A 14,231-nucleotide genomic window follows, 5' to 3' on the forward strand; every position below is an offset into this window, starting at 1 on the left:
AAGGGGCGGCGCTGTCACCGCCGCTCTTTCTCCTTTGGAGCGGGCGCCGGCTTGCGCGGCGCTGCGGGGCGTTGTGCGGCGGGTGGGCGCTGCTGGAATCCGCCCTGGCGCTGGATGCCACCGGGCTGCTGGACCGCGGGGGGCTGGCCCAGCTGCGATCCGGTGCGCGGCGCTTGCGGCTGCGGTGTCCCGCCCGGTTGCGGCGGCACGACTCCTCCGGGCTGAATCTGTCCACCACGCTGCGGCTGAATTTGCGGCGTGTTGCTGGGCGCCGTGCCCTGTCCGGCGCGCGGCGCGCCCGTCGGGCGACCAGCGCCCTGTTGCCGTTGCCCTTGCCCCTGCCCGGCACGCGGCGTGCCCGGCTGCACCGCGCCGCCGTGTTGTCCTTGTCCCTGCCGCTGCGGCGGCTGCGCGCCTTGCTGTGTTCCCTGCCGGCCCGGCGTGCCCGGCTGCGGCTGACCCGGACGGTTGTCCTGACGCGGCTGGCCGTTCGGCCGTTGCGGGAATTGGCCTGGGGCCGTCGTCGGCCGCAATTGTTGCTGCTGCGGCGGTTGTGCCGGCCGCGGAATGCGGCTGAGCGCCGTCGGATTGGCGCGACGGAAGTCGCGCTGCTCGATGACGATCTGCCGGCCCGCGGTCTGCGCCAGATGCACCTGGCTGACAAAGCCGCGGTCGCGCGCGATCTGCGGCGCGGGGATCGTGATCGGCACGGCCGCAAAACGCATGACGCCGGCGGTGGCGGCGCCCGGGCGGATCGCAAAGCCGCTCGCGGCTTGCGTCAGCGCGCCGAGCCGCGCGCCGCTCGAGCGGTCGTCGACATCGATGTGGCCGACGCGGCCGTCGGCGTCGGGATAGAGCTTGATGTTGACGTTGCTCGCCCTGTTCGCCGCCGCGCCTTCGGGCACGTCGACGACCCCGGTGGTGCCGCGGATGCCGAGCGTTGCCGTTGGCGTCGTGATCTTCATGTCGCCCGTCTTCGCCACCGCGGCCGCCACGAAGGCAACCGTGCCCTTGCCGACGTCGAAGATCGCCGAATTCTGCTTGCCGCCGTCTTCATAGACGTAATTGTCGATGGTGATCTTCGCGCTCGCCGAGAGATTGAACGTGGTGGTCGTTGAAGGTGATGCCGAGCGCGGAGTTCGACGAGGTCTGCACGACGTCGTTGAGATAGATGTCGTCGCGCACGCGCAGCGGATAGGAATTCTTGTCGCGGATTACGGTCGCGATCCCCGTCACGGTTGCGACGTTGCCGATCGGCTCGACGGCAGCGGGCTGTGCGTCTGCGGACGGTGTCGGGGCGGCCGATGGCGTCGGCGAGGGTGCGGGCGTTGGCTGGGCTTGCGGCTGCGCCTGTGCGAATTCGATCGTCTCGGATGCACGAGCCGCGCTGCTGCCCGCCAGCGGCAATGCCGGCAGCACGAGCGCGAACACGAAGCGGCGCCAAGCCAGCATTGATGTCACGAGGAAGTCCCGATGAGAGCGTGAGGCGAGATGGGTTGATATCAGCCGGACAGAGCTGAATGACGGATGAATGTGTGTGGCACAGGAGAGGCGAACGTTCAAAGGAGCGCGTTGCTCGCGAATGGGATTCAGTCTTCTCCGCAGCGTCATGGCCGGGCTTGTCCCGCCTGCGCGGCCGAAGCCGCTACGGCGCGGCGAAGGCCCGACCATCCACGCTTTGCGGCACTGAGAACGTGGATGCCCGGGACAAGCCCGGGCATGACGAAGAGTGTGCGTGTGTGGGAGCTGACCCGCTCCGCGCGTCAGCTCACGCGCTTCCAGGTCTGGCCTCCGCAGAACATGCCGCCGAAGGCGCAACCCTGCACGCGCATCGCATTCGGACCCTTCATCGAGATCGTCGAGTCGTAATTGCGGCCGGAGTTCGGATCGCGAATGCGGCCGCTCCACTTCGATCCCTCGGGCTTCATGTTGATCAGGATGCGTTCATTGGTCTTCTCGGCATAGCCGCAGAGATTGGCGCCACACTGCTCGACGCGGACATTGCCCTTGTTCTCTTCGGTCGCCCAGACGCCGATCGGCGAGTTCGCCGTAGCCACGGGCGAGGCGGCCACCGGAGCCGGCGCAGGAGCCGCGGCGACGGGAGCGGGTGCGGCAACAGGCGCGGGCGCCGCAACCGGAGCCGGCTGCGAGTTGTCGAAGCCGATAGAAGGAGCGGCAGCAACAGTCGCGGCTGGGGCGGCGGGCGCGGCCGGCGCGGTCGCCTGCACCGGCGCCTGCGGCATGGGCTGCTGCTGCACCGGAGCCGGCGCGGGTTGCGCCGTCGTGGGCGCGGGAGCCGGCGTGGCGTCGACGTCATCGTCCTTGGAGCCACCGAGGCCCTTGAGGTTGATGTTGTTCAGCTTGATCGGCTTGTCCGACAGACCCGGCGCGACGATGGTCACGCAATTGAGCGAAGCGCAGTTGCGCGGCGTCTCGATGCGGATCTGCTGGCCCTCGATCTGGAACGAAATCGAATTGCCGGCATGCGCGGCGGCGGTCGACGCGAGGAAGAGGGCGGTGGCGGCGATGGAGAGCTTGCTCATGACAACCTCCGAAAATGGCGTGGTCCCGAGATGGACCGAAGTCGCTGGTGGATGAAGCGTGGTTCGACCCTACGCTGGGGCGGCTTGGCGTTCTGTGATGGGCGTCACAACGACCTGACGCCGCCTGGGTGATGCAGCGCACATTCGGCCGTGCCTGCGCTGCGTAACGTCGTCGCGACACTGAGGGAGAGGCAGATGCCGCGACTTGCGAGCTGGCTTGGTACATCGATCGCGCTGCTGGCGATGGCGCCGACCGCGCAGGCCGGCTCCTACACGTTCTCGATCGGCGGCCACCGGTTTCATGTCGAGGCGCCGCGCAATTGCCGATCCTCGTCCTGTGTCACCGTGTCCTCCAATCGCGGCCTTCGGCCATCGGACGAGGTCTCCACAGCACCGGCCTTGCAGCCGGCGCCCGCGCCGGTAGTCCAGGCACCGCAGCCAGCTTGTCCGGCGGCAGCGGTCAAGCCGCCACAAGCGGCTGTGGTCGTGCCGCCACCGGCGCCTCCCGTCCTTGCCGCGGCGACGTCGCAGCCCGTGGCGCCACCGCCGGCGCCAAGCTTTGAGATTTCGAGAATGGAGACGCTGAGCCCCGGTCCGCCGCGGGTTGATCTGGAGCGGATCGATCGGCCGAAGACCGCCGCGCTAGAACCGCCGCGCATCGAGCCGCCGGTCATCGTCCCCAGCGCCGAGATCGATCAGACCACAATTGTGGCGCAGGTCAGCGGCGACGACAGCCATGCGCCGCTCGGCGAATGGGAGAGCGCCGGCGCCAAGGGCACGGTCCGCATCGAGCGTTGTGGATCCGCATTGTGCGGCTACGCGCTCAGTGAAGCCTCGGGCCGGGGCGAGAGCGTGCTCGTCAATATGAAGCCGAAGAAGCACGATGTCTGGACCGGGAGCATCTACAGCCGTTCCAGCGGCAACACCTATTACGCGACGATGAGGTTGAAGAGTCCCTCGAAGCTGCACGTCGAAGCCTGCGCGCTCGGCCGCTTCTGGTGCTCCGGCAACGACTGGACGCGGGTCGAGCCGCAGCGGGAGGAGATCACCGCCTCGTCGCAGCCCTCGCGCACGCGGTCGTAGTGTTTTTCCTGCCCTCCAGGGCGGGTTGAGCGAACTGTCGTGTGTTGATCAGCGCTTCTAAATCATCCCGAGCACGATGGCGCCGACGAAGGCCATGGCGAGGTAGGCGGTGATCACGCTCAGTCTGCCGGCGAACGTCATGAGGTCGCTCCGCTGGTCGCGCTTTGCCGCGGCCGTCATGGTTAACAGAGAGTCTTTCACCGAAAAAGTCAGTCTTGCTGTCGCTCATTGGCGGTAGCGGCCGCGCCAGTGCGGCCGGCATGGTTAAGGAATGCTGAAATCGACGTGTTGAAGAGTCTTTAAGTAAATTCACCGAACGTGCGTGCATGACGCGCGGAGTTCGTTTGTATCTCGTCGGCTCCATCGTCCTTGTTTCGCTAGCGGGTTGCGGTCGCGGCTTCTTCCAGGCCGAACGCGAACCGTGGCGGGCCGAGGCGGAAGCCGCATGCCTGAAATCGGGCGCAGTCAAGGAAAGTGCGGACATCGTCCGCATCGACCCGATCTCCGGGCCTGGCAGCTGCGGCGCCGAGTTTCCGCTCAAGGTCGCCGCCATCGGCGAAGGCTCCAGCACCTATGGCTTTGCCGACGAGTCGCTGCGCCCGCCCGGCAGCATCGGCAACCAGCCGCGTTGGCCGGTGCAGCCGCAGTCGAACTATCCGCAGAGCCAAGGCTATCCCGCATCGTCCTATCCGCAGCGCTCGAACTATCCCGAGAGCGCGGTGCGCCAGCCGGCCGGCTATGGTGCATCGTCGGGGCCGATGTCGCTGAACGCACCCGGCGTGGCCGCGCAGGAGGACGAGATCGATCTGCCGCCCGAGGGTACCGATGCCGCGGGTGCGGCGCGCTACATGAACGCACCGAGCTATCCGGCTCGTCCGGCGCCTTACTCGCAGGCGCCGGCACAGCAGCCGCTGCCGCGTCTTGGTCCTGCGCAGGGCAATCCCGTCGCGAGCGTCGGTCCCGTTGCGATCAAGCCGACAGCGACGCTCGCCTGTCCGATCGTGTCCGAGCTCGACCGCTGGCTCGCCGACACGGTGCAGCCTTCGGCGATGCGCTGGTTCGGCGTGCGCGTCGCCGAGATCAAGCAGATCTCCGCCTATTCCTGCCGCGGCATGAACGGCAATCCGCACGCCCACATTTCAGAGCACGCCTACGGCAATGCGCTCGACATTTCGGCCTTCGTGCTCGCTGACGGACGCCGCGTCACCATCAAGGACGGCTGGCGCGGCATGCCGGAAGAGCAGGGATTCCTGCGCGATGTGCAGTCGGGTGCGTGCGCGCATTTCAGCACCGTGCTGGCGCCGGGCTCGAACGTCTACCACTACGATCACATCCACGTCGATCTGATGCGCCGCGCCAGCCGCCGCCTGATCTGCCAGCCCGCCGCGGTGTCGGGCGAGGAGGTCGCCTCGCGCGCCCAGTCGCGCAGACCCTATGCGAGTGCGCGCGAGCCGTCGGTGACCGGTTCACTCGGTGCGCGCAAGAGCACGATGCACAAGCGGGAAGAGGACGAGTACGCCGACGATTAGGCATTACCTTGCGAAAATCGACCTCCACCGTCATTGCGAGCGGAGCGAAGCAATCCAGACTGTCACCGTGGCGGCAGTCCGGATTGCTTCGTCGCATCAGCGCAAAATTGCTTCGCAATTTTGTCGCGAGCTCCTCGCAATGACGAGGAGAGACTGAGATTCATTATGACCGCCGACATCGTCCGCTATCTCACCCACCCGCAGGTGCAAATCGATCCCGATGTGCCGGTGCCGCAATGGGGCCTGAGCCCGCTCGGCCGCGCGCGCACCGAGGCCTTGGCGAATGCAGGCTGGCTCGCAAGCACCAAGCAGATCGTCTCCAGCGGCGAGCGGAAGGCGATCGAGACCGCCGAGATCATTGCCGCTCGGCTCGGACTCATGATCGAGATCCGCGAGGCCATGCACGAAAACGACCGTTCGGCGACCGGTTTCCTGAAACCGGCCGAGTTCGAAGCTGTCGCCGACCAGTTCTTCGCCGCGCCTCATCTCAGCGTGCGCGGCTGGGAGCGCGCTGCGGATGCACAGGCGCGGATCGTGCGCGAGGCTGAGGCAGTGCTGACGCGAAACCGACCCGGCGACGTCCTGTTCGTCGGCCACGGCGCAGTCGGCACGCTGCTGTTCTGTCACTATTCCGGCCATTCCATCGATCGCGTCCACGATCAGCCGGCAGGCGGCGGCAACTACTTTGCGTTCGCGCCGGAAGGGCGTCGCATCCTGCATGGATGGCGCAGGATGGAAGACCTGGGGTCAGCGGCCGGCTGAGGCCCGGCTGTTCAGTGGATGCTGCGTCTTCGGCAAAGCCCAGTTGAGGCGCAAAAATTTGCGCCGTCCCGGTTCGCCTCCAACTCGTTGAATCAAAATCGCTAATCGGGCCAGGACGGGCTTTTCCCGCAATTGGCACGGTCGCTGCAATGATGGTGCTGAAACGAAGCAGCGCAGCCGGCGCTGTGAGCCAGCGGAACCCATCATGCAGATGCCCGTCGCCCCGCCCTACTCCGATCTCGAGCAGCGCGTGCTGTCGCGCATCACGGAGCAGCGATGGCTCGACCTTGCCTCCGAGCTGATCCGAACCGGTCAGCCGCGCTCCGGCAATCCGCTCGATCCCGATCTGCCGCCGGCCGAGGAGGAGGCGATCTCGATGCTGGTCGCGGGCAAGCTCGAGGCCCTCGGCATGGTGGTCACCAAGCACAGTGCGCAGCCGCACCGGCCGAACGTGCTCGGCGTGCTGAAAGGGCGGGAGGGCGCACCGTCGCTGATCCTGAACGATCATCTCGACACCTATCCGGTGGTCGAGCCCGAGAAATGGCACATGACGGATTTCGATCCGTTCAAGGCGACGCGCCATGGCGATCTGCTCTACGCGCGCGGCACGTCGGACACGCGCGGCAACCTTGCCGCATCGCTGCTCGCGGTGCAGGCCTTGATCGAGGAGGGCGTGACGTTCGATGGCACCTTGATGTGCTGCTACACCGTCGACGAGGAGCGTAACGGCACCGAAGGCTCGATCTACATGCTCGAGAAGGTGGGTCTCACTGCCGACTACGAGATCACGGCCGAGCCGACTGCCTGGGGAGATGTCGGCAAAGACTGGGGCATCAACCTCTCGGTGGCCAATTCCGGCCACTGCCTGATCGAGATCACGGTCGAGGGAATCAAGTCGCACATTTGGCGGCCCGATATCAGCGTCAACGCCATCATGGAGGCGGGCAAGCTGCTGCCCAAGCTGAAGGAGATGGCGTTCACCCACGTGCCGAGCAAGTTCATGGGGCATACGCCGCCCTGCTGCTCGGTGGTGCGCATCCGTGGCGGCCTGCCCGGCGAGATGCAGTTCTCGCCGGATGCCTGCACCATCACGCTCGCGGTGGTCGGCATCGTGCCGGGCATGACGCTCGCCAGCGTGATCTCCGACATCGAGCGGCTCGGGCTGGAAACATTTGCCGGAATCAACGACGTCAAGGTCGGAGTGCGCCAGGTGCCCGGCTCGCTGTTCGTCAACGCGACCGAGCCGGTGCCGGTCGAGGAGGAGCCCTGCCGTTCGCTTCGTGCGGTGTATCGGCGGCTGATGGGCCGTGAGCCCGGCGTCAATCGCAAGAATGCCTTCAACGACACCATCCGCTTCCGCGAAGCAGGCATCAATGCGGTCACCTTCGGTCCGGGCGAGGACGGCTGGGCCGTCGACAACGAGAACATCTCGATCACCAAGTCGGTGATGGCAACGCGGATCTATGCACTGACCATCATGCAGATCTTGGGAGTGCGCACATGAGCGTCGAGGCAAGTCCCATGGCCATTCCGATCTCGGCCGACCGTACACGGCGGGGCAGCTTGCGGCTGCCAACAGTGTCGCGGTCGGTGCTGCTCTCGACCCTCACCGTCGCCCTGCTGCTGGCCGCGTGGGTCATCGTTACGGAGATGGGCTGGGCCAACGAACTGTTCCTGCCGAAGCCGCAGGCGGTGTGGGCGGCATTCGTCAAGACCATGACGAAGGGCTACCAGGGCGCCACGCTGCTTCAGCATCTCGGCGCCAGCCTCTACCGCATCCTCGTGGCCTTCGCGTTGGCCTGTCTCGTCGGCATTCCGCTCGGCGTGCTCATGGGCGTCTCGAAAAATGCCCGTGCGCTGCTCAATCCGCTGATCGAGTTCTATCGTCCGCTACCGCCACTCGGGCTCTATACGTTGCTGGTGATGTGGCTCGGCATCGGCGAGAGCTCCAAACTGTCGTTGTTGTTCCTTGCAGGCCTGCCCGGCATCGTGATTTCGACGATCCAGGCCGTCACCAGCGTCGATCCCGTCTACGTGCGTGCCGCGCAATCCCTTGGCGCAACCCGGCGCCACCTGCTCTTTCACGTCTACCTGCCCGCAGCGGGACCACTGATCCTCGCCGGGATGCGCATCTCGCTCGGCTTCACCTACACCGTCCTCGTCGCCGCCGAGATCGTCGCGGCCTCCGCCGGCATCGGCTGGATGATCTGGGATGCCGCGAAATTCCTGCTGTCCGACGTCGTGATCATGGGCCTGATCGTGCTTGGCCTGACCGGCGTCGTGCTCGACCTGATGATGCGCGGAATTGCGAAATTACTGATGCCGTGGGTCCGAACCTGATCCTGATCGAGGAGAGATGAGATGATGAAGAGACTGGTTGCGACGCTTGCATTCGCTGCGCTGACGCTCTCGGCCCCCGCTCGTGCCGAGGACAAGCCGGCCAAGGTGACCGTCGGCTATCTGAATTTGGTGAACGCGCAGCTCGTCACCAAGCATCTCGGCCTGCTGGCCAAGGAGATGCCTGGTGTCGACATCAAATACGTCAAGATCGGTGGCGGCGGCGACATGCTGCGCGCGATCGCCGGAAACGACGTCGATTTCGGCGGCCTCGGCAATCCTCCGACCGCGATCGGCGCGACCCGGGCCCTGCCGATCAAGGGCATCCTGGTGATCAATCTGCTCGACTATGTCGAGTCGATGGTGGTGCGCACCGACAAGAACATCAATTCGCTTAAAGATCTTAAAGGCAAGACGGTCGCCGCGCCGTTCGGATCCACCACACATTACCTGCTGTTGCAGGCATTGAAGGACGACGGCGTCGATCCTGCCTCGCTGAAGATTATCGATCTCGCACCCTCGGACATCGCCTCCGCCTGGCTTCGCGGCGATATCGATGCCGCCTGGTTCTGGGAGCCGAACCTCGACAAGGCCGTCAAGAACGGCGGCAAGATCCTGATCACCTCGGGTGAGATGACCAAGCGCGGCTATCCGACCTGGGACATCGGCGTCGTGATGAATGCTTTTGCGGAAAAATATCCGTCCTACGTCGAGAAGTTCATCAAGGCCGAATGCGAGGGGATCGATTTCTGGCTGAAGAACCCGGAGAAGACGGCCGAGATCATCGCCGAGGAGCTTTCGCTGCCGCTGCCCGATGCGATGCGGATGATGAAGGGCACGGGCATGGTCCCTTGCAACCAGCAGCTCACCGAGGAATATCTCGGCACAACGACAAAGAAGGGCAAGTTCGTCGACACGCTGGTCTCCACGGCCGACTTCCTGGTCAAGCAGGAGCGTCTCCCGAAGCTGCTGCCGCGCGCCGGCTTCGAAGCCTTCATCCAGCCGGCCTATATCGAGAAGGTGATCGGCCGTTGACGCCTGCTGCCGGCGGGCTTGTCTCGCCGGCGCGCCCTGTTCCCATAAGCATGTGACGCCATGGATATCTCGCCTCGCCATCTTCGCGCTGCCTATCGCAACGGCACGCTGAAGCCGTCAGACGTCGCCGCGCACGTGCTGTCGCGCCTGACTGATGCCGACCAGAGCGGTGTCTGGATATCGACGGGAAGGCCCGAGAGCGTCATGGCCGCGGCGCGCGCGATCGATGCCCGCGTCGGCGAGATCGATGAGCTACCGCTCTATGGGCTCGTATTCTCGGTCAAGGACTGCATCGATGTCGCAGGCGAGCAGACGACGTCGGCCTGTCCGGAATTCGCCTATGTGGCGGAGGATACGAGCCCCGTGGTGGCTGACGCGATTGCAGCCGGTGCGATTTATGTCGGCAAGACCAACATGGACCAGTTCGCGACCGGGCTCGTCGGCGTCCGCTCGCCCTACGGCATCGCCCGGAATCCATACAACGCAGACTACATTCCCGGCGGCTCCAGCTCGGGCGCGGCGGTGTCGGTCGCCACCGGCACGTCGTCCTTCGCGTTCGGCACCGACACCGGCGGGTCGGGCAGGGTGCCTGCGTCCTATTGCGGCGTGACCGGCTTCAAGCCGGCGCCGGGCGCGTTCAGCCAGCGCGGGATGGTGTATGCGTGCCGGAGCTTTGACACGATCTCGCTCTACACCCGGGATCCCGCCGACGGCTATGATGTCTATCGCGTGCTGGCGCGGCGCGATCCCGCGGACAGCTTTTCGCCGCTGGAGTTCGCCGGCTGGACAGAGCAGGCGTCCCCGGCGCGGCCGCTGAAGATCGCAACGCCGCGCCTTGATCAGCTCAAGTTCTTCGGCAATCCAGAGACGGAGAGGCTGTTCGGCGACGCGCTGCACCGGCTGCGTCGACTCGACCTGCCGGTCGTGCCGGTGGATTTCTCGCCATTCACCTCGATCAACGATCTGATGTTCTTCGGGCCGTTTCTTGCGGAGCGTGATGTTTCGGTCGGCGCCTTTCTCGACGCCCATCCCGGTGCAGGGGTCAAGATCGTGCGCGATCTCGTTCTCGGCAGCCGGAAGTTCTCGGCCGCCGATGCCTACCGCGCGTTCTACGAAGTGAAGGACGTCCAGCGTCAGCTTCGCGGCTTCTGGGAAGCTCACGATGCGCTGGTGGTGCCGACGGTCGGCACCGTCCTCAGCATTGATGAAGTTGCGCGCGATCCGCTGACGGCCAATTTCAACAACGGCTATTACACCAACTACGCCAATCCGCTCGGGCTCGCCGCGATTGCGGTGCCGAATGCGATGACCGGGGCCGGCGTGCCCTATGGAGTCACGTTCCTGGCGCCGGCGGGGCGGGAGCGCCTGCTCGCTGACCTCGCTTGTGCGTTCACGGCATCGGCGGCCGTGCGTTGAGCGGTCGCACCGCGTTGCAATCGGATGCGATACCTCCTAGCCTTCGAGCCGTCACTCGAAGGGAGACTGGTCGTGGGGCGGGGCCATGCGCATAAAGTCGCCGATCCGGGTGAGCCCTGTGCGGAAGTGCAAGGCGCCGGAACGGGTCGCTATGTGCTGAAGGCGCTGGACAAGTCTGATCTGGACCTGGTGATGCGGACCGGCACGTTGGCGACTTACCAGAACCGCGAACATCTGCTGCGCGAAGGCGAGCCGGCGAACGGCATCCACGTCATTTTGAGCGGGATCGTCGAAAGCACCCATGCCGGCACGCAAGGTCGCGAGCTGATGCTGGCGACATGGGAAGCCGGCGACTTCGTCGGCGCCCCCTACATTCTCGGCAATCACCGCCATAGCTGGTCGGCGCGCGCGCTCGGCCGGGTCGAAGCTTTGCATCTCGACCAGGATGCCATCCGCCGCCTGATCGCACAGTCGCCCTCGTTCGCAGTCGCGCTGATCGAATGTCTCGGCTTCAAGGGCGAGACCTATTCGATGCTGGCGCAGACGCTGGCTGGGCAGAAGGCTGCGGAACGATTGGTGCTGCTGCTGGTGAAGCTGTGCGAGAACGCGGCGCAGGACGAGAACGGTCCGATCTCGCTCGGCCGCCTCACGCAGGCCAATCTCGCGCGCATGATCGGCGCGACGCGGCAGTCGATCAGCCTCATTCTCAACCGTCTCCAGGACGAGGGCATCATCACGACCGGCCCGACCAAGATGGTCGTGAATGATCTCTCGGCGCTGAGGAAGCAGGTCACTGACTAAAGCGCGATGATGTCGTCATCGCGCTTTAGGCTTCGATGGTGCCAGTCCCATGCAGCGCTGCACCTCACCCGGAACGTTGTAGGTGCGCATGATGTGGCGGCTGTCGCGCAAGCCGGACGCCTCGCGTTGCACCACGAACAACCAAAGCGCCTGGCCGGCTTCCAGCACCAGCTTGCGCCTGACCGGTTGCATTGCCGCCGGCACTTCGGTCGCGGCGTGGGCGGCGTCGAACTCGCGCAAACGCGAAAGGCTCTGTTCGAGGGCGCGGCCCATCCGCCCAAGCGCCGAGGCCTGTTCCTGGACGATCTCGTAGTGGAGGATGTCGACTGGCGGGCGAAGATCACGAGACATGGCCGCAATATAGTGTCGCCCGGCCCGCAGGCGCAACGCGCGGCTACCTCGCCTTGTACGCCGCCAGGAACATCCGCGTTGCGCTCTCGACCACCGCGCTCATGCGCTGTTCCGACGGCGCGGGCTCCGCCTGAAACACGAAGGGCAGGAACAGCGAGGCCTTGCACAGTTCCATGAACTGCGAGGCGGCAAGATCGCAATCATCGATCGAAAGATCGCCCGATGCGACACGTGCCTTGAGATAAGCGGAGAGGCGGTTGATGCTCTTGTCCAGCACGCGCGCATAGTAACGCCGGCCGACATCCGGCATGCGCTCCGCGATCGCCATCACGGTGCGGATCGCCGATCCGCCACCGGGCCGGCAGACCAGGTGAAGATAGGCGAGGCCGAACTCCTTCAGCGTGCTCTCGGCCTCGCGGTCGGGATCGAAACTGAACACGACCTGGCCGTGCTGGAGCGCCTCCTGTTCGACGATGGCTTCGAACAGCGCGCATTTGTCGGCGAAGTAGACGTAGAGTGTGCCCTTGGAGACCTGCGCGGCGCGCGCGATCTCGCCCATGCTGGCCCCGTCGAAGCCCAGATCCATGAACACCTTGCGGGCGCCGTCCAGGATCTGGCGGCGCTTGGAATTGTCCTCGTCCTGGACGATACGCAATTGTTCGCTGGCAGCTACAACCATTGGTTTAGGGTCTCGGAAGGTTTTTGGGTCGGGATTAAGCCATGAAACGCCCATAAAGGATTCGCGGCTGTAAGGTCTGTCGGGAATAATGTGTATATTGACCGAACCGTTCGGTCAATGCTATTTGAGATCCACGCGGGGAAACCGCCTGCAACAGCGGCCGCCCTCGGGTTGCGCTTTTTTGGGGAGGCCGTGATGGCCATATCGAGAGATCAGACGGCTCGCGTCCTTCGCCAGGAAACGGCGGAGGACCAGACGGGCGCTGATGCTGCCTCCGAGACACCCGCACCCCCTGCCGAGCAGCTGCGCGCTCACGTGGCCGAGGAAACCAAGCGTCCGACCCGCGAGGCGCCGGAGCAGCCCGTGATCGACAAGCCGGCCGCACCTGCGCCGGACGCGCCCGCCGCCGCTGCGTCCGGTGCGCCAAAGTCCGGCAAGCGCAAATTCGTCCTGATGGGCGTCGGCCTCGTCCTCGCGCTGGCTGTTGCGGGGTATGCCGGCTATTACACTTTGGTCGGTCGCTTCTACATCTCGACCGACGACGCCTATGTGCGCGCCAACAACACCATGCTCGGCGCGCGCGTTGCCGGCCACATCTCCTCGATCCTTGCCGGCGACAACACGTCGGTGCGTGCCGGCGACATCGTCCTCCGCATCGACGACGGCGACTACAGGATCGCGGTCGAGGCCGCCGCGACCAAGATCGCGACCCAGCAAGCCACCATCGATCGCATCGGCCGCCAGGTCGCAGCTCTCGACAGCCAGGTCGCCCAGGCCAAGGCGCAGCTCGTCTCCGCCGAAGCGGGCCTCAAGCGCGCCGACCTCGATTATGAGCGCCAGCAGGCGCTGAGCAGCAAGGGCTTTGCCTCGCGCGCCACCTTCGAAAGCTCGGAAGCCGGACGCGACCAGGGCGCCGCCGCGGTCAAGGCCGCGCGAGCCGCCTACGAGGTTGCCGTCAGCAATGTCGACGTCGCCAAGGCGCAGCAGGCCGAAGCGCAGGCCCAGCTCGCCGAGCTTAAGACCACGCTCGCCAAAGCCGAGCGCGACCTCGGCTTCACGGCGGTGCGCGCGCCGGTGAACGGCACGTTCTCGAACCGCCTTGTCAACACTGGCGACTTCGTCGCGGTCGGACAGCGCCTTGGCAACATCGTGCCGCTGGACGACGTCTATATCGACGCCAACTTCAAGGAGACACAGCTCAAGCGCATCCGCCCGGGCCAGCCGGTGACGATCAAGGTCGACGCCTACGGCATGCGCAAGTTCTCCGGCGTCGTCGACAGCATCGCGGCGGGCGCGGGGTCGGTGTTCACGCTGCTGCCGCCCGACAACGCCACCGGCAATTTCACCAAGATCGTGCAGCGCGTGCCGGTCCGCATCCGCGTGCCCAAATCGGTGGCGAAGCAGAACCTGCTCCGCGCCGGCATGTCGGTCTACGCCACCGTCGACACCAACAAGGGCGCCGCCGACGCCGACAGCGCGGTCGACCTCGACGATCCCACCGCGGTCCATCCGCAGTAGGGATGCTATGATGTTCGAGACGAGCGCCGCTTCGCCTTTCACCTCTCCCGGAGGGAGAGGTCGGATCGCATCGGAAGATGCGATCCGGGTGAGGGGTTACGCTCTCTCGTGGAAGCTGCGGCCCCTCACCCGATTTGCTGCGCAAATAGACCTCTCCCCGATGGGAAGAGGTGGAGC

The 14,231-nt window shown here is 65.6% G+C and carries 13 protein-coding genes and 1 pseudogene; 9 read left to right on the top strand and 5 right to left on the bottom strand.

The features are described from left to right. Positions 1-14: 14 nt before the first annotated feature. Both N2602_RS10480 and N2602_RS10485 read right to left on the bottom strand, forming a co-directional pair. A pseudogene (locus tag N2602_RS10480) lies at positions 15-1,452 on the bottom strand (FecR domain-containing protein). A 311-nt stretch (positions 1,453-1,763) separates the two neighbouring features. Continuing rightward, positions 1,764-2,543, bottom strand: a complete 780-nt coding sequence (locus N2602_RS10485; protein ID WP_172787216.1) for a DUF2147 domain-containing protein — start codon at positions 2,541-2,543, stop codon at positions 1,764-1,766. Between the two features lie 195 nt (positions 2,544-2,738). On the opposite strand from N2602_RS10485, the gene N2602_RS10490 reads away from it, so the two are divergent. Then, entirely contained in the window at positions 2,739-3,626 is an 888-nt protein-coding gene (locus N2602_RS10490) for a DUF2147 domain-containing protein (protein ID WP_260382592.1), read from the top strand. Between the two features lie 57 nt (positions 3,627-3,683). Here N2602_RS10490 and N2602_RS10495 read toward each other — a convergent pair whose 3' ends face one another. After that, positions 3,684-3,806, bottom strand: coding sequence for a hypothetical protein (locus N2602_RS10495; protein ID WP_257187567.1), 123 nt, complete (start codon positions 3,804-3,806; stop codon positions 3,684-3,686). A 146-nt stretch (positions 3,807-3,952) separates the two neighbouring features. Between N2602_RS10495 and N2602_RS10500 the strand changes: the two genes are divergently transcribed. The 7 genes from N2602_RS10500 to N2602_RS10530 all read left to right on the top strand — a co-directional run bounded on the left by N2602_RS10500 (position 3,953) and on the right by N2602_RS10530 (position 11,506). After that, positions 3,953-5,155, top strand: a complete 1,203-nt coding sequence (locus N2602_RS10500; RefSeq protein ID WP_172787218.1) for an extensin family protein — start codon at positions 3,953-3,955, stop codon at positions 5,153-5,155. A 165-nt stretch (positions 5,156-5,320) separates the two neighbouring features. Then, a complete protein-coding gene (locus N2602_RS10505; RefSeq protein ID WP_172787219.1) occupies positions 5,321-5,917 on the top strand; it encodes a histidine phosphatase family protein in 597 nt (198 codons plus the stop codon). 205 nt (positions 5,918-6,122) lie between these two features. Beyond that, positions 6,123-7,421 carry a M20 family metallopeptidase gene (locus tag N2602_RS10510; RefSeq protein ID WP_260382593.1) on the top strand — a complete coding sequence of 433 codons (1,299 nt, stop codon included), beginning with the start codon at positions 6,123-6,125 and terminating at the stop codon, positions 7,419-7,421. Further along, entirely contained in the window at positions 7,418-8,257 is an 840-nt protein-coding gene (locus N2602_RS10515) for an ABC transporter permease (protein WP_260382594.1), read from the top strand. Before N2602_RS10510 ends, N2602_RS10515 begins: the two co-directional genes overlap by 4 nt. A 21-nt stretch (positions 8,258-8,278) precedes the next feature. Continuing rightward, positions 8,279-9,289, top strand: coding sequence for an ABC transporter substrate-binding protein (locus N2602_RS10520; RefSeq protein WP_172787222.1), 1,011 nt, complete (start codon positions 8,279-8,281; stop codon positions 9,287-9,289). A 60-nt stretch (positions 9,290-9,349) separates the two neighbouring features. Then, positions 9,350-10,705 carry an amidase family protein gene (locus N2602_RS10525; RefSeq protein ID WP_260382595.1) on the top strand — a complete coding sequence of 452 codons (1,356 nt, stop codon included), beginning with the start codon at positions 9,350-9,352 and terminating at the stop codon, positions 10,703-10,705. A gap of 72 nt (positions 10,706-10,777) precedes the next feature. Next, a complete protein-coding gene (locus N2602_RS10530; RefSeq protein WP_260382596.1) occupies positions 10,778-11,506 on the top strand; it encodes a Crp/Fnr family transcriptional regulator in 729 nt (242 codons plus the stop codon). Positions 11,507-11,521: 15 nt separating this feature from the next. Here N2602_RS10530 and N2602_RS10535 read toward each other — a convergent pair whose 3' ends face one another. Together N2602_RS10535 and N2602_RS10540 are read right to left on the bottom strand one after the other, a co-directional pair. Beyond that, positions 11,522-11,857, bottom strand: a complete 336-nt coding sequence (locus N2602_RS10535; RefSeq protein WP_260383639.1) for a DUF6665 family protein — start codon at positions 11,855-11,857, stop codon at positions 11,522-11,524. A 43-nt stretch (positions 11,858-11,900) separates the two neighbouring features. Beyond that, positions 11,901-12,536 carry a TetR/AcrR family transcriptional regulator gene (locus N2602_RS10540; protein ID WP_172787226.1) on the bottom strand — a complete coding sequence of 212 codons (636 nt, stop codon included), beginning with the start codon at positions 12,534-12,536 and terminating at the stop codon, positions 11,901-11,903. Positions 12,537-12,731: 195 nt separating this feature from the next. Here N2602_RS10540 and N2602_RS10545 point away from each other — a divergent pair, with 195 nt between their 5' ends. Continuing rightward, the gene (locus N2602_RS10545) at positions 12,732-14,054 is read left to right on the top strand and encodes an HlyD family secretion protein (RefSeq protein ID WP_260382597.1); all 1,323 of its coding nucleotides are present in this window, start codon (positions 12,732-12,734) and stop codon (positions 14,052-14,054) included. The last annotated feature ends 177 nt before the right edge of the window (positions 14,055-14,231 follow it).

The sequence above is a fragment of the Bradyrhizobium sp. NC92 genome (assembly GCF_025200865.1).
Taxonomy (GTDB): Bacteria; Pseudomonadota; Alphaproteobacteria; order Rhizobiales; family Xanthobacteraceae; genus Bradyrhizobium.